We start from the raw sequence: 22,426 nt of genomic DNA, 5'->3' as shown, positions 1-22,426 counted from the left end.
TGCCAAGCCCCCAAGGACGGGTTTACGGCGTCCCCGCCCTCCGATACCGCACCGCCAACCCACGGAATGCATGCCGTTGCTGTTGCTGTTGCCTTGGCTTGGCTTGAAGCCTCTGCGGGTGCAGGGCGCAGCCTTGCCGAAAAACCCTCAATGCAGCAGGGCAGCTACCGCGGCGCGGAACCCGTCCTGGGCCTGCCCGGACTCGGGTGCATGATGCAGCTGGCGCACCGCCCGGCCCAACCGTGCCGCCCCCACGAAGCCACAGCTCGCCTGCAACCGGTGCAGCTGGCTGCGCAGCTGGCGCTCGTCGTGCTGGTCCACCGCCTGCTCGACCGCGTCGCGCACACCGGGCAACTCGGCCAGGAACAGCTCGCGCAGTGCGATCAGGTGGTTGCGCTGGCCATTGAGCGCGGCCAATGCCGCAGTCTCGTCCCAGTCCTGAACGGCCAGCTCGACTGCGGCCGGGGCCTGTGCCACGAAGATTCCCGCCGGGCTGTTGACCAGCGCACGGCGCACGGCCTTCAGCAGCTGGTCGCGGCCCAGCGGCTTGACCAGGGTGTCGCTGAAACCGGCTTCGCGCAGGCGGGCGTGGATGGAGGTATCGCCGTCGGCCGTATGTGCCAGCGCCGGTGTGTCGGGATGTGAGCGGCGTAGCTCACGCAGCAGTTGCGCGCCATTGCCATCCGGCAGGTTGACGTCGATCAGCCACAGATCATGCGCGCCGGGTTCGGCACTGGCCAGGGCGCTGGCCAGCGAATCTGCGGTATCCACATCCGCCGGTAACGTTTCCAACGCCGCCTTGAAAAAACCGCGGCTGATGATGTCGTCCTCGACAAGCAGGAAGCGGGGCCGTGCGGCCCGCGGGGTCATCTGCATCAGGGCTGCCTCCATGTCAGCTGGCCCAATCATCAAGCACGACGGCCACGGGCGCAAGCGGGTCCAGGCCCCGTCGGTCAGGATCTGCGACAATACGCCCCCATTTTTGCCCGCAGCCTGTTGCCACGTGGCCCGATCCCGTTCCCGCACTGACCGTACTCCGTTCCAGACCGAGATCCTCGACCTCAGCCATGATGGTCGCGGTGTCGCCCGCCGTGAAGGCGAGGGCGGCAAGGTCACCTTCGTCAGCGGCGCGCTGCCCGGCGAGGTGGTGATGGCTGAGCAGACTGCCCGCAGCCGCCATTTCGACGAGGCGCGCACCCTGGAGGTGCTGCAGGCCTCGCCGCAGCGGGTGACCCCCAAGTGCCCCCATTTCGGCACCTGCGCCGGCTGCGTGCTGCAGCACCTGGACGAAGACCAGCAGATCGTGGCCAAGCAGCGCGTGCTGATGGACAACCTGGAGCGGATCGGCCATGTGAAGCCGGGCACCGTGCTCGCGCCGCTGGTCGGCGAGAGCTGGGGCTACCGCCGCAAGGGCCGTTTCTCGGTGCGCCGGGTCGAAAAGAAGGACAAGACCCTGGTCGGCTTCCGTGAACAGGATCCGCGCTTCGTCGCCGACCTCAGCCAGTGCCTGACCGTGATCCCCGAGATTGGTACCAAGGTCGAGGCGCTGTCCACCTTCATCGAGTCACTCGATGGCAAGCGTGACATCCCGCAGATCGAATTCATCGCCGGTGACCAGGCCGTGGTCCTGACCGTTCGCCATCTGCAGCCGCTCAGCGATGCCGACCGCGCGGCCTGGGCGGCCTTCGGCCAGCAGCATGGCTTCGTGATCTACCTGCAGTCCGGCGGCGTGGATACCGTGCAGCCGCTGGACGGGCAGGGTGTGCCGCTGTCGTTCCGTCTGGCGCCGTGGGATGTCGAGCTGGCGTTCCGCCCGCTGGACTTCATCCAGGTCAATGCCAAGCTCAACGAGAAGATGATCGCCCACGCCCTGGACCTGCTGGAACCGGGTGAGGACGAGCGTGTACTGGACCTGTTCTGCGGCCTGGGCAACTTCACCCTGCCGCTGGCGCGCCGCGTGCGCGAGGTGGTTGGCGTGGAAGGCGATGCCGGCCTGGTGGCGCGTGCGCGTGAGAACGCCGAGCGCAACGGCCTGGCCAACGCGCAGTTCTTCAGCGCCGACCTGACCCAGGACCAGCGCAGCACCCCGTGGATGCGCCAGGGCTTTGACAAGCTGCTGCTGGACCCGCCGCGCTCGGGTGCGATCGAAGTGCTGCAGCAGCTGCCGCTGAAGCAGTTCAAGCGCATTGTCTACGTCAGCTGCCACCCGGGCTCGCTGGCGCGCGATGCCGGCTATCTGGTCAACGAACAGGGCTTCACCCTGGTCAGCGCCGGTGCCATGGACATGTTCCCGCATACCGCGCACGTGGAAAGCATCGCGGTGTTCGAGAAGCGCTGACAGGTTGTCATCACCCATCGCGCATAATGGCGCGATGGGCATCGAAATCGAACGCAAATTCCTCGTCAGCAGTGATGGCTGGCGCACCGCCGCGCATCGGGTGATCCCGATGGCGCAGGGCTACATCAACGACATGGGCGCGCTCGACCGCGGCACCCAGAACGCCTCGGTGCGCGTGCGCATCGAAGGCGACCACGCCGCGCTGAACCTGAAGTCGCGCACCATCGGCCATACCCGCCAGGAGTTCGACTACCCGATCCCGGTGGAGGATGCGCGCACCCTGTTGGCGCTGTGCGTCGGTGGCCTGATCGACAAGCGCCGCCACCTGGTCGAACACGCCGGCCTGACCTGGGAGGTGGACGAGTTCCTCGGCGACAACGCCGGCCTGGTCGTGGCCGAAGTCGAGCTGGACAGCGCCGACCAGGCGATCGAACTGCCGGACTGGGTGGGTGCCGAAGTCACCGACGACGCGCGCTACTACAACGTCGCACTGGCCAGTCACCCCTATTCACAGTGGTGAAGCCCCCAAAAAAAGGGGACGGAGGGGATTAAGTCGTCTTTACCCCAGCTGTGCTGGAAACGACTTAATCCCCTCCGTCCCCTTTTTTCGAGGGAGGCGGGCCCCATGTGGTGGGGATGAGAATCGACATCTACTCCGACGTGGTCTGCCCCTGGTGCTGGATCGGCAAGCATCGCTTCCAGCAGGGTGTGCAGTTGCTCGGCGCCAATGCGCCTGAACTCGATATCCACTGGCAGCCGTTCCAGCTGGACCCGGACGCGGACGCCACCCCGGTGCCGCTGCGCGAGGCCTATGTGCGCAAGTTCGGTGGCGTCGAGCGCACCGAGCAGATCCTCGGCCAGACCCAGACCACCGCGCGGGCCGAGGGCCTGCCGATGGATTTCAGCCAGGGCCAGGTGCGGGTGACCACGCTGCCGGCCCATCGGGTGTTGTGGCTGGCCGGCCAGCACGGCGTGCAGGATGCGGTCGGCGAAGCACTTTTCCGTGCCCACTTCGAGCATGGCCAGAATCTGGCCGATACTGCAGTGCTGGTGAAGGCCGGCGTGGCTGGCGGCCTGGACGGTGCTGAAATCGCGCAGATGCTGGGCTCCGACCGCGGCCTGGCCGAGGTCGAAGCCAGGCTGGCGCAGGCCCATGCACTGGGCATTTCCTCGGTGCCGACTTTCGTCATCGATGGGAAGTGGGCCATTTCCGGGGCCCAGCCGCCAGAGGCCTTCGCCAACGCCCTTCGCCAGATCGCAGCCGAACAGGGCGCCCCGGCAGCTTCGGCTGACGGCGACGAGGCCTGCGGCCCGGACGGCTGCAAGGTCTGAGCAGATCGGGGTCAGAGCCCCTGCGGGGATCCGACCCCGGGGTCAGATCCCCGCAGGGGCTCTGACCCCACACTCCCCTTCGTCTGACCCCTGCGCCTGTCGGCCGGTTCTGCGACAATGCGGCACTGCGCCATGCGGGCGCGCGTTGTGGAGATCGACCATGCTGCTGATCGGCGTTGCCGGCACCGAACTGACCGCCCAGGAACGTGACTGGCTGCAGCACGACGCCGTGGCCGGGGTGGTGCTGTTCAAGCGCAACTTCGCCTCGCGCCAGCAGGTGACCGATCTGAGTGCGGCGATCCGTGCCGCCGCCCCGCGCCCGCAGCTGATCTGCGTGGACCAGGAAGGCGGCCGTGTGCAGCGTTTCCGCGAGGGCTACAGCGCGCTGCCGCCGCTGCAGGACATCGGCGCGCTGTACGCCGCCGACCCGCAGCAGGCGCTGGCCCTGGCCGAGCAGCATGCCTGGCTGATGGCCAGCGAAGTACGTGCCAGCGGCCTCGACCTGAGTTTCGCGCCGGTGGTCGACCTTGGCCGCGGCAACCGCGCCATCGGCAACCGTGCCTTCAGTGAAGACCCGCAGGTGGTGGCCGCGTTCACCGCCGCCTATGTGCGCGGCATGCATGCGGTCGGCATGGCCGCCACGCTCAAGCATTTCCCCGGCCACGGCACCGTGCTGGAAGACACCCACGTCGATACCGCGATCGACCCGCGCGCGCTGGACGAACTGCGCGCCCAGGACCTGGTGCCGTTCCAGGCCGGCATCGCCGCCGGTGCCGATGCGGTGATGATGGCGCACGTGATCTATCCGCAGGTGGCGCCGGAGCCGGCCGGCTATTCCCCGCGCTGGATCCAGGACATCCTGCGTGGCGAGCTCGGCTTCCGTGGCGTGGTGTTCTCCGATGACATCGGCATGGCCGCCTCGCACAGTGCCGGTGGCGTGCCGGCACGCGTGCACGCGCACCTGGATGCCGGCTGCGACGTGGTGCTGGTCTGCCACCCGGAACTGGTCGATGAAGCCCTGCACGCGGTGCAGGGACGCTCCCTCAATACTGCTGCGCTGCTGGGCCTGCTTGGCCGCGGCGCGCTCGGCTGGGACGGCCTGCTGGCCGACGCCCGCCATGGCGACACCCAATCCCGTCTGCTTGAAACCCTTGGAAGAACCGTCTGATGCCCAACCTCACCATTTCCCAGGCCCTGGCCCAGGCTGACCTGCTGGTCGACCGCCCCACCATCGACAAGGCCATCGCCGGTATCGCCGACGCCATCGCGCGCGATTACAAGGGCGAGGTGCCGCTGTTCCTGTCCATCATGCATGGTGCGCTGCCGTTCGCCGGCCAGCTGGCGCTGGAACTGGGCGCGCGCGGCCAGGACGTGCAGTTCGATTACCTGCACGCGACCCGCTACCGCGGTGAAACCACCGGCGGTGACCTGGTCTGGAAGCACAAGCCGGCCACCTCGCTGTTCGGCCGCCGCGTGCTGCTGATCGACGACATCCTCGACGAGGGCTACACCCTGCAGGGCGTCCGCACCTGGTGCCTGGAGCAGGGCGCGACCGACGTGCGCATCGCCGCGATGACCGTGAAGAAGCACGACCGCGCACTGCCGGACGTGACCGCCGACTACGCCGGCATCGAGCTGCCGGACCGCTACGTGTTCGGCTTCGGCATGGACGTCAACGAGACCCTGCGCTGCGTGCCGGCGATCTACGCAATGAAGGAGTAACGGCGCAGCTGCCTGCGGCGCGTCTTCTTCCACCGCCGGCATCCTCGGGTGCCGGCGTTCGTCTTTCCATGGAGTGCTTTGAATGCAACAGATCGCCCTGGCCGTGATCGGCGGTACCGGTGTCTACAACCTGGCCAAGCTCGACGACGTGCAGACCCACGAGGTCGACACCCGCTTTGGCCGCCCGTCCGGCCCGGTGCGCGTGGGCACGCTGCTCGGCCATCGCGTGGCGTTCCTGGCGCGGCATGGCGAGGGGCACTCACTGCCGCCGCACAAGATCAACTACCGCGCCAACCTGGCCGCACTGCAGCAGCTGGGCGCGCAGCGCGTGCTGGCATTGAACACGGTGGGTGGCATCACCGAAGACTTCGGCCCGCGCGTGCTGGCCTGCCCGGACCAGATCATCGACTACACCTGGGGCCGCATCAGCACGATCTGTGAAGAAGAAGGCACGGACGTGGTCCATGTCGATTTCGGCCACCCCTATACGCCGATACTGCGCAGCAAGATCCTGGCGGCAGCGAAAGTGACCGGCGTCACGGTCCATGACGGCGGCTGCTATGGCGCGACGCAGGGCCCGCGCCTGGAGACCATCGCCGAGATCGCCCGCATGCGCCGTGACGGCTGCGACCTGGTAGGCATGACCGGCATGCCGGAGGCCGCGCTGGCACGCGAGCTGGGGCTGGATTACGCCTGCCTGGCAATCATCGCCAACTGGGCCGCCGGCTGCGGTGATGGCGAGGAAATTACGATGGCCGAAGTACTGGCGAACGTGCAGGCGGCCAGCAACGGACTTCCGGAACTGGTGGGCGAATTGGCGCGGGGGTGATTGTCTTCCCCGAGCAAGCTTTGCATACTCAGCTTGTGCGCGGGTTCAGCGTACACCACCCATTCATTGCATAAGGTCTCGCATCACCATGCCGAACGGTACCGTCAAGTGGTTCAACGACGCCAAGGGATTTGGCTTCATCTCGCCGGAGGATGGCAGCGCCGACGTGTTCGCGCACTTCTCCGCCATCAACTCCAAGGGCTTCCGCAGCCTGCAGGAAGGCCAGCGTGTCACCTATGACGTGACCCAGGGCCCGAAGGGTGCCCAGGCTTCGAACATCACGCCGGCCGAGTGATCCACTCGACAGTGCGTTGAAAACCCCGCTTCGGCGGGGTTTTTTTTGCGTCGCGACGGGCATTGCGGCGCTGTGGACAGGGTTCCAGGTGGCCATCCGGATTTGCGCTCGGGCACAATGCGCCGATGAAGGAACGACTGCGCATCGCCGTGATCGGCTACGGCACCGCTGGACAGGCATTGTCCATCCTGCTCTCTCGTGATGGCCACGAGGTGGAGATCTTCGAACGCGTGCCCTCGCCGGGGCCGGTTGGCGCCGGCTTCCTGCTGCAGCCCAGCGGCCTGCAGGTGCTGTGGCAGATGGGCCTGCTTGATGCCGTGCGCGCGCATGCGGCGCCGGTGCACCGTCTTTATGGCGATACACCGTGCGAGCGCACGGTGATGGACATGCGCTATGACGGCCTGGACGCGCGCCTGCACGGCCTCGGCATGCAGCGTGGGGCGCTGTTCTCGCTGCTGGACGGGGCGCGTGCGGGTGCGGGCCAGCTGCATGCCGGCGTCACCATCGCCGCAGTGGATGCCGCACAGGGCCGCCTGCATGACAGTGAGGGCCGCATGCATGGGCCGTTCGACCTGGTGGTGGCCGCCGATGGTGCGGCTTCGACGCTGCGCGGCTCGATCGAAGGCGGCACCGGGCTGGACCGCGTGTATCCCTGGGGCGCACTGTGGTGCCTGCTGCCGGCCGAGGACTGGCCGCACCTGCAGGAGCTGCGGCAGCGCTACGTGGCCGCGCGCAAGATGATCGGGCTGCTGCCGGTCGGTACGCGGCCAGGTGATGACACGCCGCGCCTGAGCTTCTTCTGGAGCCTGCCACGCGCCGACTTCGAACGATGGCAGGCCGATGGCATGACGCCCTGGCTGGACGAGCTGCACGCGCTGTGGCCGCAGGCCAGCGCGCGCTTTGCGCATCTGCATGATGCCGGCCAGCTGGCGCGCGCGGTCTACCGTGACGCCGTGATGACGCGCTGGCATTGCGGCCGCATGGTGCTGGCCGGCGATGCCGCACATGCGATGAGCCCGCAGCTGGGGCAGGGCGTGAACATGGCGCTGCTCGATGCGCTGGCATTGCGCGATGCCGTGCGCGCACATGGCGGGGGAGGCGCTGCATTGCAGGCCTACCAGGCGCAGCGCAGGGCGCACGTTGCGGTCTACCAGCGCTGGAGCCGTTGGCTGACGCCGCTGTTCCAGTCTGATCGCGATGCCTGGGCAAAGGCGCGCGACGTGCTGCTCGGGCCGATGGGGCGCCTGCCGGGTGGGCGTGGCCACATGCTGCGCGTGCTCAGCGGTACCCAGCATGGCTGGTTCGGTTCGCTTGCGCTGGATCCGGCATTTGTCGACGCGTTGGCTGCAGGGGCGCAGATGCCTGGCATCAGCGCGATCACTGCGAATGCGTGAAGCGCGCTGTCACGCGAGTTAACGGTTGCCTCACCGTGTATATGCGAGAAGTAGGTTGCACGCGATTGCGCGTCGCCCGTTTTCCTTTCCGTGATTGACATCGCGCGTGGCCCGGGCGGCGCTGCCGTTGCGGCCTGTCGCGGCCCGGACGTGCCGCCTGTTGTTGAAGAGGAGGACGCCATGTGGTTCGCGGTCGAGGAGCTGGAATCGGAAATCTGCAAGCTGCGCGGACTGTTGCAGATGCTGCACGAGGACCAGCCCGACGTACTGGAGGACGTGTTCGAATTCCATGTGGGCAGCTTGATCAGTCATGCATCGCCGGAGCACCACGGACGCATCCGCGCCTGCGCACAGGAGATGCTGGCGGCAATCCAGGCCTTGCCGCGGCGACGTGAAGTTGACACGCCTGAGTTCCAGTTGATGCCGCAGCTGGACATTCGTCCGGCCTGATTCAAGCCACTGGCAGTTCCACCAGGCCGTTTTCCACGCAGGCGATCATCTGTTCGCCGCTGGCGGGAGCAGGCACGATTCCGGCGGTGAACCCGGAAAAGGCCGGCAGGACCGTCATCCGCTCGCGCAGCCAGAAGGCCGGGAAGCGCCGGCGCAATGCGGGCAGTGCGACCTGCGGATGCAGGTGGCCTGCGAGCACGTGCCACGCCGGATCTGCGCACGGTTCATGGCGCAGCAGGAACGGCGCCAGCCGCACCTCCTCGTGGATCTGCACCTGCAGCTGGGCATGCGGTAGCTGCCGGTCATGATTTCCGCGCAGGACATGCACGTCCAGTGCGGTGTTGCGTTCGCGCCAGCCGAGCCATTGCTGGTACCAGGCGGCGCGATGCGCCGGCCCATGCAGGATGTCGCCCAGGATCCACAGTTCGCGGCAGGCATGCCTGTCCAGCAGACCCTGCAGGCGTTGCAGGTCTTCGCCGGTTCCGCCGCTGGGCAGCGCGATGCCGGCGCGGCGGAACACATCGGCCTTGCCCAGGTGCAGGTCCGCGATCAGCAGCGCCTGCCGCGCCGGCCAGTAGAGTGCGCGTGCGCCCGCCAGGGTCACCGGTTCGCCGGCAAGCAGCAGCGGTATTTCATCGGCCATGGCGACGTTCCAGCTGCTGGGCCGCGCGTTGCACGCGGGTACGCCAGTCCTCGTTGCTGAACTGCCCGCGCAGGCGTTCGGCCCACAGTGGAAAGCCCAGGGGCGTCAGCGATGCAGGGCGCTGCATCGACATGCGTCGCGCGCCGATCCGGACCAGCACCTGGCGCAGCCCCGGCAGGTCGAGGCTGTCATGCAGCACTTCGCGTTCGGCGAGCGCCAGCAGCAGGTGCTCGGGGTCATGCTCGCGCAACACGTCATACAGCAGGCCCGCCGAGGCCTGCAGTTGGCGCAGCGATCGCGGCATGCCCCCCGGCAGGCTGGGTACCAGCAGGCCTGCGACGCGCGCGATGCCACGGAACTGGCGCCGCGCAAGCTCGCCCAGGTTCACCGCCGCACGCAGATCGTCCAGCAGCTGATCGGTGGTGAACAACGCATGCCATTGCGCCGCGTCCAGGTCGATCGCCTGCGCCGGTGCCAGCACCAGGCCGTGATCATTCACGGCATAGCCGATGCTGTTGCGTTGCTGGCGGGTGCAGCGCAGTGCCAACAGGGCGGCCAGCGCCTCGTGCACGTGGCGTCCGGCGAAGGGATAGACGAAGAGGAACTGGCCTTCGCGGCGGCGTACGTCTTCCAGCAGCACGTGGTCCGGGCCGGGAAGCGCCGACGCCTGCTGCTGAAGTGCCAGCAGCGGTGCCAGCCAGCGCGCTTCCGCACTGTCGTCGGCGCCTGACAGCACCGACTCCAGTTCGCTGCCCAGTGCCATCGACAGCGGCAGCTGGCCTCCCTGCCAGCGGGGCACGACACCTTCACCGCGCCCTCGTGCCAGCCGCACGAAGGCGGTCATGTCGCGCAGCTGCACCAGCTCCAGCAGGCGCCCGGCGAACTGGAAGCGGTCTCCGCGGCGCAGGCGGCTGGCGAACTGTTCCTCCACGGCGCCGAGGCCGGCCCCGCGCAGGAACTGCACGCGCACGCTGCCATCACTGCTGATGGTGCCGATCGACAGCCGGTGGCGTAGTGCCTGGCGCCGGTCGTGCATCCGGTAGCGGCCATCGGCGTCCTGCACGACCTTGTGGAAGTCAGGGTACTGGGCCAGGGCCTGGCCTCCCTGCACGATGAAAGTCAGCACGGCCTGCCACTGGTCCTCGGCCAGGGATGCGAACGCATGGGTGCGCCGGACCTGCGCCAGCAGCGCATCACCGTGGAAGCCACCGGCCAGGGCACGGCTGACCGCATGCTGGGCCAGAACGTCCAGCGACAGCATCGGTGGCCTGCGTGCTTCGACCACGCCTTCGGCCAGTGCGCGACGCACGGCTGCGTACTCGGCCAGTTCCAGCGCATGGCTCGGCACGCAGAGGATCGCGCCACTGGCACCGGGACGATGGCGCGCACGTCCGGCGCGCTGGCGCAGGCGGGCGACGCCCTTCGGGCTGCCCAGCTGCAGTACCTGTTCGACCTCGGGAAAGTCCACGCCGAGGTCGAGGCTGGAGGTGGCGACCACGCAGCGCAGCGTTCCTGCACGCAGCCCGTCCTCCACCTGCTGGCGCAGCGCCGGATCCAGCGAACCGTGGTGCAGCGCAAGCGTGTCGTGTTCCTCGGGCCAAACCGACGCCAGCGCCTGATGCCACAGTTCTGCCTGTGCACGGGTGTTGGTGAAGAGCAGGCTGCTGCGTGCCTGCATCAATGCGTCCAGCACCCGCGGCAGTTGGGCCAGGCCCAGGTGCCCGGCCCAGGGAAAGCGTTCACCGGGTTCGGGCAGCAGGCTGCGCACCGTGGTCGCACGCGGGCGCACGCCCTGCACGATCGGCGCGTCGGGCTGTCCGGGCAGCAGCACGTCGCGCGCCTCATCCAGATTGCCCAGCGTGGCCGACAGCCCCCACAGCTGCAATGCAGGCGCGGCATCGCGCAGCACGGCCAGATTCAACTGCAGCAGGACGCCGCGCTTGTTGCCCAGCAGTTCGTGCCATTCGTCCACCACCACGCAGCGCAGCTGGCGCATGCGCGGCAGCGTATCCGGATAGCTCAACAGCAGCGCCAGCGATTCCGGCGTCGTGACCAGTACGTCGATGCGGCCCTCGCGTGCCTGTCGTCGTTCGCGGTTGCTGGCGTCACCGCTGCGCAGGCCGACACGCCATCCAAGCTGCAACCCATCGACCACGGCCTGCAGCGCACGCGCGGTGTCGCTGGCCAACGCGCGCAAGGGCGTCACCCACAGCACCTGCAGCGGGCGTACCGCACTGGCGCGGCGGGGCGAAGGCGGTGGGTCGATCATGGCCTGCAGCAGCGGTCCCCCGAACATCGCCAGTGTCTTGCCGCTGCCTGTGGGCGTGTGCAGCAACCCGGATCCGCCGGCGAGATAGTGCCGCCACATCGCGCGCTGGAACGGCAACGAGCGCCAGCCTTTCGACGCGAACCAGTCTTCCAGCCGGCGTAGTGCCTGGCTGCGGTTCATCGCGCCAGCGCCTGCAGGGTAGCCAGCTGATCGGCCTCGCTGGCTGGCTTGTCGTGGCGCCAGCGCAGGATGCGTGGAAAGCGTACGGCGATACCGGACTTGTGCCGGCTGCTGCGGTTGACCGCCTCGAAGCCCAGTTCGAAGACGTGTTCGGGGCGTACGCTGCGCACCGGGCCAAAGCGCTCGCGGGTATTGGCGCGGATCCAGCGATCAAGCGCGAGGATCTCCTTGTCATCCAGGCCCGAATAGGCCTTGGCCACCGGTACCAGCGTGTCGCCGTCCCAGACGCCGAAGGTGTAGTCGGTGTACAACGTGCTGCGCCGCCCATGGCCTGCCTGCGCGTACAGGAGCACTGCATCGATGGTGAGCGGATCGACCTTCCATTTCCACCAGTCACCGCGGCGTCGCCCGGCCTGGTAGGGCGAGGCACGACGTTTCAGCATCAGCCCTTCCACGCCACGTTCGCGTGCCACATCGCGCATCGCCGCCGCCTGCGGCCAGTCTTCGGCGGCAACGTCGGGTGAGAGCTGGATCCGTGCATCACCCAGGGCACCGACGACGTCGGCAAGCCGTGCACGCCGTTCCCGCAACGGCAACTCACGCAGGTCCGCGCCATCGTGTTCCAGCAGGTCATAGGCGAGCACGCGCACCGGCGTGTTGCGCAGGGTAGCCGCACCGGGCTTGCGGCGCTGGATGCGGGTCTGCAGCGCGGTGAATGCACGCGGCAGGTCCGTGGCTTCGTCCCACGCCAGCAGCTCTCCGTCCAGCACGCAGCCATCGGGAAGCGCCATCGCCGCCTGTTCGATTTCGGGGAAGCGACCATCCAGCCGCTCTTCGCCGCGTGACCACAATGCGACCTCGCCGCGCCGGCGCAGCAGCTGCAGGCGGATGCCATCCCACTTCCATTCCAGCAGCCAATCTTCGATGGGGCCGAGGCGTTCGGCAGGATCGCCTTCCAGTGGCGAGGCGAGGAAGAACGGGTAGGGTTGCTGCCGGTCCAGTGGCAGCTCATCCGGCGACAGCAGCTGGCCCAGCAGTGCGGGCGAGGGCACCCACTCGCCCAGCATGCGCTGGGCGATGCGCGCGATGTCCAGGCCGGACCACTCCGCCAGTGCCTGCTGCACCAGCCGCTGCGAGACGCCAACGCGCAGGGCGCCGGTCAGCAGCTTGTTGAACACCAGGCGTTCGCTGCTGCACAGCTGCTGCCAGCCCGCGACGACCGCCGCACGGCGTACCGCTTCGGGCTGGTTGGCCACCGCCAGCAGATGCTGTTCGATCCAATCCGCCAACGCACGGTCAGCGGCCGGCTGGGATGGATCATCCAGCAGCAGGGTCAACGTTTCGGCCAGGTCACCGACCTGCGCATAGCTATCTTCCACCAGCCATGGCGGCAAGCCGGATTCTTCGGCAATCCAGGCGCGCAGTTCGCCACTGGCGGCGATCTTGCGGCGTGCGCCGCCCACCTTGCCACCGCTGAGCAGGTACAGCGCCCACGCCGCATCGTGCGCGCCTGCCTGGCGGAAGTAATCGATCAATGCCGCACGCTTGTCCAGCGTGGCGGTGCTGCGGTCCAGGCGCTGGTAGAGCGCCGCGAAGGCCTTCATTCCTCGCTCCCGAAATCGGTACGGAAGGCTTCAGCCGCTACGCCGCGCTCGCGCAGGAAGGGAATCAACGCATCGGTATTGCCATGGGTGGCGATCACCCGCTGCGCGCCGGTCTGTTCGATGGTCTGCAGCAGTGCGGGCCAATCGGCGTGATCGGAAATGACGAAGCCACGATCGACGTTGCGGCGACGCCGGTTGCCGCGCAGCTGCATCCAGCCCGAGGCGAAGCCCAGCTGGTAGCGGCCGAAGCGGCGCATCCACGGTGTGCCGGCGGCCGAGGGCGGGGCGAGGATCAACTGGCCGGCGGCATCCGGCTGGCGACCCTGCTCGGCCACCGCCAGCGTCTCCAGCATTGGCACGTTGGCCTGCCGATACACCTCCACACCATTGGCGATGGCACCGTGCAGCCAGGCCGGGCGATCGTCCAGCGGCAGCAGTTCGGCCAGTACCCGCTGCGCCTTGCCCAGTGCATAGCACAGCAGGATGGCAGCTTCGCCGCGCTGTTCGCATTCGCGTCGCCACGCCACGATCTCCGCAGCGACGGTGGGCGTGTCCGGCCAACGATAGATCGGCAGGGCAAAGGTGGCCTCGGTGATGAAGGTATCGCAGGGCACCACTTCGAACGGCGCACAGGTTGGATCAGGCTGGCGCTTGTAGTCGCCGGACGCCACCCAGACCTGCTGCCCGTCGTCGATGCGCACCTGCGAAGACCCCAGTACATGGCCGGCGGGATGCAGCGATACCTGCACCCGGCCCAGGCGGAACGGCACGCCCTCGGCATGCGCCTGCACCGGCACATCGCCCAGGCGCCAGCGCAGGATCGGCAGGCTGCCGTCGCTGCAGTGGTACTCGCCCATGCCCGGGCGTGCGTGATCGCCGTGGCCATGGGTGATGACCGCGCGCGGGACCGGTCGCCAGGGATCGATGTGGAAATCACCGGCGGCGCAGTACAGCCCTTCGGGGCGCAGGACCACCAGATCGTCGTTGACTGCCATGCGGTCACTGTGGCCGGCCGCTCGTGCACAGGGTGAGAATCGGCCTGAACACGGGCTTGGCAGGCGATGCGGCACAATCGGACCGCAGATCTCTTGCCGCCAGGACGGACCGGATGAGTGGACCCAGCTTCAGCAGCAATGCGCCCTACGAAACCCATGTGGTGCTGAACCAGCCGCCGTCGTTCGCGGGGCGCCAGTTGTGGACCGATGACGTGGCGCTGATGGAGGCGGTGCAGCGCGAAGGCGCTGGCGGCTTCGCGCCGCGGCTGGCGGTCTATGGTGCGCTGGCGGGTGACGAACTGTACCGGCTCGGCTTCGATGCCAACCGCGATCGGCCGCGCCTGCGCACGCATGATGCGCAGGGCCATCGCATCGATACGGTGGAGTTCCATCCGGCCTATCACCAGTTGATGGGCACAGCGAAATCGCACGGGGTCGCCGGGTTGTCCTGGCACGAGCCGCAACCGGGCGGGCATGTCGCGCGCGCGGTGTTGAGCTACCTGCACCACCAGGCCGAGGCTGGCACCAGTTGCCCGTTGACGATGACCCATGCGGCAGTTGCAGTGCTGCACACGCAGCCGCACCTGGCCGAGTGGGCGCGCAAGGCCGCAGCGCCGGTCTATGACCCGCGCGATGTACCGGTGGCGGACAAGGCCGGCATCACGCTGGGCATGGGCATGACCGAGAAGCAGGGAGGCTCGGATGTGCGTGCCAACAGCACGCGCGCTGAACCGATCGATGGCGAGCGCTATCGCCTGGTCGGTCACAAGTGGTTCTTTTCCGCACCGATGTGCGATGGCTTCCTGGTGCTGGCGCAGGCGCCGGGAGGACTGACCTGCCTGCTGATGCCGCGCCGGCTGGCCGACGGCGACCGCAACGCATTCCGGTTGATGCGCTTGAAGGACAAGCTTGGCGATTGGGCCAATGCCTCCAGCGAAGTCGAGTTCTGCGGGGCGCAGGCGTGGCGCGTGGGCGAGGAGGGACGCGGCGTGGCCACCATCATCGGCATGGTGATGATGACCCGCCTGGACTGCATGCTGGGCGCGGCGGCGGAAATGCGCATGGCGCTGGCGCAGGCGCTGCATCACGCACGTCATCGCCGCACGTTCGGCAAGCTGCTGGTCGAGCACCCGTTGATGACCAATGTGCTGGCCGACCTGGCACTGGAGTCGGAAGCGGCCACAGTGCTGTCGATGCGCATCGCGCGTGCGGTGGACCGGGCCGGCGTGGATGCCAACGAAGCCGCGTTGGCGCGTGTGGGGACGGCGCTGGGCAAGTACTGGTTGTGCAAGCGCGCGCCGGCCTTCGTCAATGAAGCACAGGAATGCCTGGGCGGCGCGGGCTATGTGGAGGAATCGATGCTGCCGCGGCTGTACAGGCAGGCACCGTTGAATTCGATCTGGGAAGGAAGCGGCAACATCCAGTGTCTGGACGTGCTGCGCGCGCTGGCGCGCGAACCGGAGGCGCTGGCGGCGCTGCGCGCTGAACTGGCGGCGGTGGCCGATCGTGATGCGCGCTACGCAGCGGCTTTGCAGCGGTGGGCAGCAGCACCGCCACCGGATGAGTCGCAGGCGCGGCTGTTCTGCGAGCGCACAGTGCTGTTGTTGCAGGCCGCGCTGCTGTTGCGTGCGCAAAGTCCGATGGCAGAGGCGTTCGTGCGCAGCCGGCTGCAAGCGGAGCATGGGCTGGTGTTCGGGACCCTGCCGACGGGCGTGGATCTGTCGGCGATGCTGGTGCGCGCGCTGCCGTAGGAGCGCCCACCACGGAATCAACGGAAAAAACGCAAAGCGAAAAGCAGAAAAGCCGCGGCAGTGCCGCGGCTTTTCCTGTAGCGCCGGGCCCATGCCTGGCTGCCGGTACGCCTCAGTGCTTGGCTTCTTCCTTGGCGGCGTTCGCCTTCGCGTCATTGGCGACATCGCGGGCCTTGTCGGCCACCTTCTGTGCGGCGTTGGCAGTCGCGTCGCTGGCGTGTGCGGCGGCGTCGGTTGCGGCGTCCTTGGCCTTGTCGGCAGCGTTGGCGGTGGCGTCTGCAGCCTTGTCCAGCGCCTGCTGGGTATCGGCGGCGGCCTGCTCGGAGGCTGCAGCGGTCTTGTCGGCGGCGTCACGGGTAGCTTCTGCCGCCTTGTCGACGGCATCGCGGGCAGCCGCGCCGGCGCTGTCAGCGGCCTGCTGCGCGTCCTGCTTGGCCTGTTCGGCTTCCGGGCCCTTGCAGGCGGCCAAAGCCAGCAGCAGGGAGGCGGCCAGCAGGGTGGTGGTGATCGGGCGAATCTTCATGGCGGTCTCCGGTACTGCAATGGATGGGGACGCCAGCCTATTCATGCCGTTGTGAAGGCGGGGTCGCGATGCCCGCGCCGCGAGGTCGCAGTGGCGCAAAGAAAAAGCCGCTGGCGAACCAGCGGCTTTTCCGGAACAGCGTGAAGAAAGAAGTTATTACTTCTTGGCTTCTTCAGCAGCGTCCTTGGCCTGCTCAGCGGTAGCTTCGGCAGCCTTGGCAGCGTCCTTGGCTTCGCCAGCAGCAGCGTCGGTCGCGGCAGCAGCGGTGTTGGCAGCAGCGTCGGTCGCAGCGTCAGCAGCGGTGGCGGCGGTGTTGGCAGCCTGCTGGGCAGCGTCGGCGGTCTGGGCGCCGGCAGCGGCGGCCTGGTCGGCAGCAGCCTGGGCTTCGGTGGCGGCTTCGTTGGCCGAAGCAGCGGCGTCCTGGGCAGCTTCCTGCTTCGAGCAGGCGGCCAGGGCCAGAGCCAGGGACATCGCGACCAGCAGCTTGTTGATGCTCATTGTGTAAATCCTCGTCGTTAGAATTAGGCAACGCGCATGCTGCGCGCCGACAACATGATGACAAGCCAAGATTGGGTGTCAAGCGATCCCGCATTCATTTTTGCGAAATCATCGTTAAATCTTTTTAAATCAATTCGATGGCGATTGCCGTTGCTTCGCCGCCACCGATGCACAGGGTGGCAATGCCGCGCTTGCCACCGCGCGTGCGCAGGGCGTTGACCAGGGTCACCACCAGGCGTGCACCGGAGGCACCGATGGGATGACCCAGCGCGCAGGCACCGCCATTCACGTTCAGCTTGTCGTGCGGGATGCCCAGCTCACGCATCGGCGCCATTGCCACCACGGCAAAGGCCTCGTTGATCTCGAACAGGTCGATCTGGTCCAGCGACCAGCCGGTCTTGGCCAGCAGCGTGTGGATCGCGCCGATCGGGGCGGTGGTGAACCACTCCGGTTCCTGCGAATGGGTGGCGTGGCCGACGATGCGGGCCAGCGGAGTGATGCCACGGGCGGCCGCGTCTTCCTCGGTCAGCAGGACCACCGCGGCGGCGCCGTCGGAGATGCTGGAGGAACTGGCGGCGGTGACGCTGCCGTCCTTCTTGAAGGCCGGGCGCAGGGTCGGGATCTTGGCGATATCCGAGCGCCCCGGCTGCTCGTCGGTGGCGACCTCGACGTCACCCTTGCGGGTGGCTACCTTCACCGCGACGATCTCGTCGGCGAACGCACCGTTGGCCTGTGCGGCCTGCGCGCGCTTGACCGATTCGATCGCGTAGGCGTCCTGCTCCTCGCGGCTGAACTGGTACTTGTCCACGGCGCATTCGGCGAATTCGCCCATGGCCTTGCCGTCATAGGCGTTGACCAGGCCGTCGTGGGCCATGTGGTCGACCGCCTGGAAGTTGCCGAAGCGGTTGCCGGTACGCGAGTTCGGCAGCAGGTGCGGGGCGTTGGACATCGATTCCATGCCACCGGCGACCACGATGCTGGCCGAACCGACCTTGATCAGGTCATGGCCGAGCATGATGGTCTTCATGCCCGAGCCGCACACCTTGTTGAGGGTGGTGGCGCCGGTCGACAGCGGAATGCCGGCGGCGATCGCCGCCTGGCGGGCGGGCGCCTGGCCGAGGTTGGCCGGCAGCACGCAGCCCATGAGGACCTCGGAGACGTCGCTGGCCGGTACGCCCGACTGTTCCAGGGCGGCAGCGATGGCGGCCGCGCCGAGGGTGGGGGTCGGCACGCCGTTGAACTGGCCGAGGAAGGAGCCGATGGCGGTGCGCTTGGCGGCGGCGATGACGATGTTGGACATGGCAATCTCGTTGATGCGTAAGCAATGTTCGGAAAGGAGACCGCGGACGTTGGAAGCGCCCCGGTTTCCCGGCAGACTGCGTGGGGGTCGGCCCAAGTATAGAGGGTCGGGGAGGGCCGCCGCTGGGCGGCACCGCACGCCTGCCGGGATGTAGGCAGGTCAACGTTCATGGGAAGGAATCGATGGAACGCACGACGATGGTTAGGTCCGCGCTGGCAACGGCGCTGGCGATGGCAATGACGGCATGTGGCGGCGGCGGAGGCGGCGGCAATGTCCGCATCGATCCCCCTCCGACCACCCCCACACCCCCAACGACGCCCCCTCCGACGGCACCGCCTCCGGCCAAGCCGCAGGAACCGGCCTTCGACGCGCACCTGTCAGTGACCAATGCGCGTGCCGCACAGGCCGCCGGCCTGACCGGGCAGGGCGTGCGCATCGGCATCGTCGACTCGGGCGTGCAGCGCAACGCAGCGGCATTGAACGGGCGGGTGGTGGGCAACCTCAACTACATCGATCCGGCGCGCAACAACCTGCTGGTGGACGACGTGGTGGGCCACGGCACGGCGGTAGCCAGCCTGGCCGCCGGCGCGCCGGTGGGAACCTGGCCGGGCGGCATCGCCCCCGGTGCGCAGATCGTTTCGGCGCGGATCATCGCCGACAAGCCGCCGGTCGATGACGGCAGCGGCAAGGGCAATTCCTTCAGCGGTCCGCTGGGCGTGGCGCAGGTCCACCAGGACCTGATCAGCTACAACGTGAAGGTGATGAACAACTCGTGGGGCGGCCTGTACTGGACCGACCTGCCAACCACCGCGCAGGTGGCGGCCGAGTACCGTCCGTTCGTCATCAACCATGGCGGCCTGGTGGTGTTCGCGGCCGGCAACGATGCGCGCACCGAACCGAGCAGCCTGGCCGCCCTGCCCAGCCAGCTGGGCGTTGCCGGCTCGCTGCCGGCGGCCGACCTGGAGCGCGGTTGGCTGGTGGCGACCGCAGTGGATCCCTATGCACCGGGCACGCTGGCCAGCTACGCCAATGCCTGCGGGCAGGCGGCGCGCTATTGCCTGGCTGCGCCGGGCAGCGCGGTCTATCCCGATGCCAATGGCAGCACCTACTACTGGAACTACGGGACGTCCTTCGCCGCCCCGTTGATCTCCGGCGCCGCCGCGCTGGTCTGGCAGCGCTACCCGTACTTCGACAACAACCTGGTGCGGCAGACCCTGCTGGGCACGGCCAAGGACATCGGCGCGCCCGGCGTGGATGCGGTGTTCGGCTACGGCCTGCTCGACATCTCGCGGGCGATCAAGGGCCCGGGCCGCTTCGACTGGGGTGATGTAGTGGCCAATGTCGATGCGCCATCGAGCGGCTCGCTGTGGAGCAACGACATCGTCGGCAGCGGCGGCCTGGTCAAGCAGGGCGGGGGCAGCCTGGTGCTCGCAGGCAACAACAGCTACAGCGGCGCCACCCGCATCGAACGCGGCATCCTGTCGCTGCAGAACGGCGGTGTCATCCGTTCCAACGTGACCATCCTCGGCCAGCCCGACCCGGATTCGACCGGCCTGCAGTTCAATGGCGGCACGCCGCGCGTGATCGGCAACGTGGTCAACGGCAGCAGCGTGTTCCTGACCACCGGCAGCACCACCGGCACCATCGAGGGCAACTACAAGCAGCAGGCGGGTGGCCAGTTGATGATCGCGCTCGGTGCCAATGCGCTGCAGGTGACCGGCACGGCCTCGATCAATGGTGGCGTGCGCGTGCATGGCTTCGTCTCCGGCTACGTGCCGCAGAACGGCAGCCGCCAGGACCTGGTCCATGCGGCCGGTGGCCTGAGCGGCACCTTCAGCAGCCCGGCCTCCTCCAGCGGCCTGCAGGGCCTGTCGCTGCTGCAGAGCAGCTATGGCTATGACAGCAACACTGCCTGGTTGAACCTGACCCAGGTGAGCGTGACGGCGGCGGCGACCGGGCTCGCGGCCTCGGCGCAGTCCGCGGCGCAACGACTGGAAGGTGCGTTCAGCGCACTCGATGGCAGTCCTGCGCTGCAGGGCTCGGCCTTCGGCACGGCGGCCGGTGCGCTGCAGTGGACCGGCGGTGGCAGCGAGGGCCTGGCAGCCAGCCTGCAGAGCCTGTCCGGGCAGGCGCATGCGCGGGCCGAGTCGGCCACCTTCGACAGCATCGACATGTCGCGCCGTGCGATCGCCGAGCGCTTCGATCGCGTGCAGGCGGCGCCGCGCCTGCGCGGGGCCTGGCAGAGCGCGCTCGGTGAGGCCGGGCAGGGCAGTTTTGCCGGCAATGCCGCCGACAGCCGTGGCTGGATGGCCGGCCAGGACCTGCCGCTGGGCAGCAATGGGCTGATGGGCGTGGCCTTTGGCGAGACCCGCAGCAATGGTGGCAGCAGCTTCGGCGGCGATCGTGGGCGTGATCGCCAGGCGCAGGCACAGTTGTACGCCGGTTGGAACCTGGGCCGGGGCTATGCGCTGGCGCAGGTCGGCAGCGGCCAGTTCACCCGTGCGCTGGATCGCCAGTTGCTGCTGGGCGCCGGTGCCTATGGTGTTTCCGCACGTTACGGCGGACGCTTCAGCAGTGCCAGCGTCGAAGGCGGCTATCGTTTTGGCCGCGCGGGCGCGTCGTTGACACCGTATCTGGGTGCCAGCACCACGCGCGTGGATACCGATGCCTTCAATGAGCTGGGTGGTTTCGGCTTCGGCCTGCGTGGCGACGCCAACCGCGTGCAGCGCAGCCAGATGCTGGCCGGTATCCGCGGCGAGCGCGGCTGGGGGCGCTGGACGCTGCGCGGGCACGCCGAGTGGCAGCAACGGCTCGACGGTGCCGATGCGGACTGGCAGGCCAGCTTCGTTGGTGTCGATGCCTGGGCACCCCTGGCGGGATGGGACGCACCGCGTGGCAGTGCGCTGTTCGGCGTGGCGCTGGAGTCGTGGTGGGGCCGCAATGGCCGCCTGAGCCTGGGCTTCGACCAGCGCGTCGGTGGCGAGGGCGCGCGCCAGGCGGCGCTGCGCTACAGCACCGGGTTCTGAGCGGGAGGTCGCGCCGGGACGTCAGCTCCGGCGCGACATCGGCAGGCTCAGCCGCCGCGCAGGTTGCCCAGGCGCGGGGTGCTGCGGCCCAGCGGCATCTTCAGCTTGCCGATCGACAGGATGCGGCTTTCGGCGATGCGGTCGGCCGCACGCTGCGGCGCGATGTTCTCGCGCTGCGACAGTTCGAAGATGCGGGTGAGGTTGTGATAGATGCTGCGGATCAGGCGCATCGCGCGTTCGCGGTTGTAGCCATCGATCTCCAGCGACACGTTCATCACGCCGCCAGCGTTGACCGCATAGTCCGGCGCATACAGGATGCCGCGCGCGTGCAGTTCATCGCCGATTTCCAGGCTCGACAGCTGGTTGTTGGCGGTACCGCAGATGATCTTGGCCTTGATCCGCGGCAGGGTGTCGGCGTTGATCGCGCCTTCCAGCGCGCACGGTGCGAACACGTCGGCGTTCACTTCGTGGATCTCGTCGGGCTTGACCGCTTCGGCGCCGAAATCGCTGACCGCGCGATCAACCAGTGCGCTGTCCAGGTCGGTGACATACAGCTTGGCACCGCGGTCGCGCAGCAGTTTCACCAGCTCCATGCCGATGTGGCCCAGGCCCTGCACCGCGATGCTGGTCTTGCCCACTTCCTCGTGGCCGAACTTGAAGCGCATCGCCGCCATCAGCGCCTGCAGCGCACCGTAGGCGGTGAACGGGGCCGGATCGCCGGAGCCGCCATGGACCTGGTGCACGCCGGTCACGAACTGGCTCTCCAGGTAGATGTTCTCCATGTCGTTGACGTCGGTGCCGACGTCTTCGGCGGTGATGTAGCGGCCGCCCAGCGAGTCGACGTAACGGCCGAAGGCGCGGAACAGCACCTCGGTCTTGTCCACCTTCGGGTCGCCGATGATCACCGCCTTGCCGCCACCGACGTTGAGGCCGGCCAGCGCATTCTTGTAAGTCATCGTCCGGCTCAGCCGCAGCACGTCGGCCAGTGCCTCGTCGGTGCTGGCGTAGGGGCGCATGCGCACGCCGCCCAGGGCCGGGCCCAGGGTGGTGTTGTGAATGGCGATGATCGCCTTCAGGCCGGCATCGTGGTTGTGGCAGAACACCACTTGTTCGTGGCCGGTGGTGGCGAGGGTTTCGAATAGCATGGCGTCTCCGATGGCGCGAACAGCGGCGAACTGCAGCGAACGGCCAGTGAACGGTAGGGTCCCAAAACAAAAAAAGCGACGTCGTCATGGCTGGGGGACGGGTCGCGCGGCGCCATTCTAGTCCATTCGCCC

General features: G+C 68.0%; 20 protein-coding genes. 11 read left to right on the top strand and 9 right to left on the bottom strand.

What is annotated here, in order from left to right; translation table 11 throughout:
- Positions 1–147 precede the first annotated feature (147 nt).
- Positions 148–876 (bottom strand): response regulator, encoded by a 729-nt coding sequence (locus tag AC5P7F_RS02910; RefSeq protein WP_014647994.1) that lies wholly within the window; start codon positions 874–876, stop codon positions 148–150.
- A 127-nt stretch (positions 877–1,003) separates the two neighbouring features.
- On the opposite strand from AC5P7F_RS02910, the gene rlmD reads away from it, so the two are divergent.
- The 9 genes from rlmD to AC5P7F_RS02865 all read left to right on the top strand — a co-directional run bounded on the left by rlmD (position 1,004) and on the right by AC5P7F_RS02865 (position 8,360).
- Positions 1,004–2,338, top strand: coding sequence for a 23S rRNA (uracil(1939)-C(5))-methyltransferase RlmD (gene rlmD, locus AC5P7F_RS02905; protein WP_032959001.1), 1,335 nt, complete (start codon positions 1,004–1,006; stop codon positions 2,336–2,338).
- Positions 2,339–2,372: 34 nt separating this feature from the next.
- Positions 2,373–2,858 (top strand): CYTH domain-containing protein, encoded by a 486-nt coding sequence (locus AC5P7F_RS02900; RefSeq protein WP_164077929.1) that lies wholly within the window; start codon positions 2,373–2,375, stop codon positions 2,856–2,858.
- Positions 2,859–2,974: 116 nt separating this feature from the next.
- Positions 2,975–3,670: a DsbA family oxidoreductase gene (locus AC5P7F_RS02895; protein WP_014647991.1), complete on the top strand. Its 696-nt coding sequence runs from the start codon at positions 2,975–2,977 to the stop codon at positions 3,668–3,670.
- Between the two features lie 160 nt (positions 3,671–3,830).
- Positions 3,831–4,838 carry a beta-N-acetylhexosaminidase gene (gene nagZ / locus AC5P7F_RS02890; protein WP_014647990.1) on the top strand — a complete coding sequence of 336 codons (1,008 nt, stop codon included), beginning with the start codon at positions 3,831–3,833 and terminating at the stop codon, positions 4,836–4,838.
- Positions 4,838–5,392: a hypoxanthine-guanine phosphoribosyltransferase gene (locus AC5P7F_RS02885; protein ID WP_014038078.1), complete on the top strand. Its 555-nt coding sequence runs from the start codon at positions 4,838–4,840 to the stop codon at positions 5,390–5,392. The genes nagZ and AC5P7F_RS02885 overlap by 1 nt, the downstream gene beginning before the upstream one ends.
- Positions 5,393–5,474: 82 nt before the next feature.
- Positions 5,475–6,221 (top strand): S-methyl-5'-thioinosine phosphorylase, encoded by a 747-nt coding sequence (locus tag AC5P7F_RS02880; RefSeq protein WP_164077928.1) that lies wholly within the window; start codon positions 5,475–5,477, stop codon positions 6,219–6,221.
- 88 nt (positions 6,222–6,309) lie between these two features.
- Positions 6,310–6,516, top strand: coding sequence for a cold-shock protein (locus AC5P7F_RS02875; protein WP_005410590.1), 207 nt, complete (start codon positions 6,310–6,312; stop codon positions 6,514–6,516).
- Positions 6,517–6,641: 125 nt separating this feature from the next.
- Complete coding sequence (locus tag AC5P7F_RS02870) at positions 6,642–7,910, top strand: FAD-dependent oxidoreductase (protein WP_014647989.1); 1,269 nt, start codon at positions 6,642–6,644, stop codon at positions 7,908–7,910.
- 180 nt (positions 7,911–8,090) lie between these two features.
- Complete coding sequence (locus AC5P7F_RS02865; RefSeq protein WP_014647988.1) at positions 8,091–8,360, top strand: hypothetical protein; 270 nt, start codon at positions 8,091–8,093, stop codon at positions 8,358–8,360.
- A 1-nt stretch (position 8,361) separates the two neighbouring features.
- Here AC5P7F_RS02865 and pdeM read toward each other — a convergent pair whose 3' ends face one another.
- The 4 genes from pdeM to AC5P7F_RS02845 are packed head-to-tail and all read right to left on the bottom strand — an operon-like array spanning position 8,362 to position 14,051.
- Positions 8,362–9,003: a ligase-associated DNA damage response endonuclease PdeM gene (pdeM, locus tag AC5P7F_RS02860; RefSeq protein ID WP_014647987.1), complete on the bottom strand. Its 642-nt coding sequence runs from the start codon at positions 9,001–9,003 to the stop codon at positions 8,362–8,364.
- The gene (locus tag AC5P7F_RS02855; RefSeq protein WP_164077926.1) at positions 8,993–11,452 is read right to left on the bottom strand and encodes a ligase-associated DNA damage response DEXH box helicase; all 2,460 of its coding nucleotides are present in this window, start codon (positions 11,450–11,452) and stop codon (positions 8,993–8,995) included. Before AC5P7F_RS02855 ends, pdeM begins: the two co-directional genes overlap by 11 nt.
- Positions 11,449–13,056, bottom strand: coding sequence for an ATP-dependent DNA ligase (locus AC5P7F_RS02850; RefSeq protein WP_046431931.1), 1,608 nt, complete (start codon positions 13,054–13,056; stop codon positions 11,449–11,451). The genes AC5P7F_RS02855 and AC5P7F_RS02850 overlap by 4 nt, the downstream gene beginning before the upstream one ends.
- Entirely contained in the window at positions 13,053–14,051 is a 999-nt protein-coding gene (locus tag AC5P7F_RS02845) for a ligase-associated DNA damage response exonuclease (protein ID WP_046431930.1), read from the bottom strand. The genes AC5P7F_RS02850 and AC5P7F_RS02845 overlap by 4 nt, the downstream gene beginning before the upstream one ends.
- Before the next feature lie 113 nt (positions 14,052–14,164).
- Here AC5P7F_RS02845 and AC5P7F_RS02840 point away from each other — a divergent pair, with 113 nt between their 5' ends.
- Positions 14,165–15,802 carry an acyl-CoA dehydrogenase family protein gene (locus tag AC5P7F_RS02840; RefSeq protein WP_046431928.1) on the top strand — a complete coding sequence of 546 codons (1,638 nt, stop codon included), beginning with the start codon at positions 14,165–14,167 and terminating at the stop codon, positions 15,800–15,802.
- 112 nt (positions 15,803–15,914) lie between these two features.
- Here the strand turns inward: AC5P7F_RS02840 and AC5P7F_RS02835 are convergent, their stop codons facing one another.
- The 3 genes from AC5P7F_RS02835 to AC5P7F_RS02825 all read right to left on the bottom strand — a co-directional run bounded on the left by AC5P7F_RS02835 (position 15,915) and on the right by AC5P7F_RS02825 (position 18,123).
- The gene (locus AC5P7F_RS02835) at positions 15,915–16,325 is read right to left on the bottom strand and encodes a hypothetical protein (protein WP_014647982.1); all 411 of its coding nucleotides are present in this window, start codon (positions 16,323–16,325) and stop codon (positions 15,915–15,917) included.
- Between the two features lie 156 nt (positions 16,326–16,481).
- The gene (locus AC5P7F_RS02830) at positions 16,482–16,823 is read right to left on the bottom strand and encodes a hypothetical protein (protein WP_005418203.1); all 342 of its coding nucleotides are present in this window, start codon (positions 16,821–16,823) and stop codon (positions 16,482–16,484) included.
- Between the two features lie 124 nt (positions 16,824–16,947).
- Positions 16,948–18,123: an acetyl-CoA C-acyltransferase gene (locus tag AC5P7F_RS02825; protein WP_164077925.1), complete on the bottom strand. Its 1,176-nt coding sequence runs from the start codon at positions 18,121–18,123 to the stop codon at positions 16,948–16,950.
- Between the two features lie 182 nt (positions 18,124–18,305).
- Between AC5P7F_RS02825 and AC5P7F_RS02820 the strand changes: the two genes are divergently transcribed.
- Positions 18,306–21,149 carry a S8 family serine peptidase gene (locus AC5P7F_RS02820; RefSeq protein ID WP_481462535.1) on the top strand — a complete coding sequence of 948 codons (2,844 nt, stop codon included), beginning with the start codon at positions 18,306–18,308 and terminating at the stop codon, positions 21,147–21,149.
- Positions 21,150–21,196: 47 nt separating this feature from the next.
- Here AC5P7F_RS02820 and AC5P7F_RS02815 read toward each other — a convergent pair whose 3' ends face one another.
- Positions 21,197–22,294 carry a Glu/Leu/Phe/Val dehydrogenase dimerization domain-containing protein gene (locus AC5P7F_RS02815; RefSeq protein WP_008264553.1) on the bottom strand — a complete coding sequence of 366 codons (1,098 nt, stop codon included), beginning with the start codon at positions 22,292–22,294 and terminating at the stop codon, positions 21,197–21,199.
- Positions 22,295–22,426 lie beyond the last annotated feature (132 nt).

This window comes from Stenotrophomonas sp. YJH_SMC_105-26 (assembly GCF_059368915.1).
This window is presented reverse-complemented; position numbering and strand designations above follow the sequence as displayed.

Bases quoted from the DNA above. Each gene is read 5' to 3' on its own strand.
- AC5P7F_RS02880 (WP_164077928.1), top strand. From the start codon at position 5,475: ATGCAACAGATCGCCCTGGCCGTGATCGGCGGTACCGGTGTCTACAAC.
- AC5P7F_RS02845 (WP_046431930.1), bottom strand. From the start codon at position 14,051: ATGGCAGTCAACGACGATCTGGTGGTCCTGCGCCCCGAAGGGCTGTAC.
- AC5P7F_RS02865 (WP_014647988.1), top strand. From the start codon at position 8,091: ATGTGGTTCGCGGTCGAGGAGCTGGAATCGGAAATCTGCAAGCTGCGC.
- AC5P7F_RS02825 (WP_164077925.1), bottom strand. From the start codon at position 18,123: ATGTCCAACATCGTCATCGCCGCCGCCAAGCGCACCGCCATCGGCTCC.
- AC5P7F_RS02835 (WP_014647982.1), bottom strand. From the start codon at position 16,325: ATGAAGATTCGCCCGATCACCACCACCCTGCTGGCCGCCTCCCTGCTG.
- pdeM (WP_014647987.1), bottom strand. From the start codon at position 9,003: ATGGCCGATGAAATACCGCTGCTGCTTGCCGGCGAACCGGTGACCCTG.
- AC5P7F_RS02815 (WP_008264553.1), bottom strand. From the start codon at position 22,294: ATGCTATTCGAAACCCTCGCCACCACCGGCCACGAACAAGTGGTGTTC.
- AC5P7F_RS02900 (WP_164077929.1), top strand. From the start codon at position 2,373: ATGGGCATCGAAATCGAACGCAAATTCCTCGTCAGCAGTGATGGCTGG.
- AC5P7F_RS02895 (WP_014647991.1), top strand. From the start codon at position 2,975: ATGAGAATCGACATCTACTCCGACGTGGTCTGCCCCTGGTGCTGGATC.
- nagZ (WP_014647990.1), top strand. From the start codon at position 3,831: ATGCTGCTGATCGGCGTTGCCGGCACCGAACTGACCGCCCAGGAACGT.
- AC5P7F_RS02870 (WP_014647989.1), top strand. From the start codon at position 6,642: ATGAAGGAACGACTGCGCATCGCCGTGATCGGCTACGGCACCGCTGGA.
- AC5P7F_RS02855 (WP_164077926.1), bottom strand. From the start codon at position 11,452: ATGAACCGCAGCCAGGCACTACGCCGGCTGGAAGACTGGTTCGCGTCG.
- AC5P7F_RS02840 (WP_046431928.1), top strand. From the start codon at position 14,165: ATGAGTGGACCCAGCTTCAGCAGCAATGCGCCCTACGAAACCCATGTG.
- AC5P7F_RS02820 (WP_481462535.1), top strand. From the start codon at position 18,306: ATGGAACGCACGACGATGGTTAGGTCCGCGCTGGCAACGGCGCTGGCG.
- AC5P7F_RS02830 (WP_005418203.1), bottom strand. From the start codon at position 16,823: ATGAGCATCAACAAGCTGCTGGTCGCGATGTCCCTGGCTCTGGCCCTG.
- AC5P7F_RS02910 (WP_014647994.1), bottom strand. From the start codon at position 876: ATGCAGATGACCCCGCGGGCCGCACGGCCCCGCTTCCTGCTTGTCGAG.
- AC5P7F_RS02850 (WP_046431931.1), bottom strand. From the start codon at position 13,056: ATGAAGGCCTTCGCGGCGCTCTACCAGCGCCTGGACCGCAGCACCGCC.
- AC5P7F_RS02885 (WP_014038078.1), top strand. From the start codon at position 4,838: ATGCCCAACCTCACCATTTCCCAGGCCCTGGCCCAGGCTGACCTGCTG.
- AC5P7F_RS02875 (WP_005410590.1), top strand. From the start codon at position 6,310: ATGCCGAACGGTACCGTCAAGTGGTTCAACGACGCCAAGGGATTTGGC.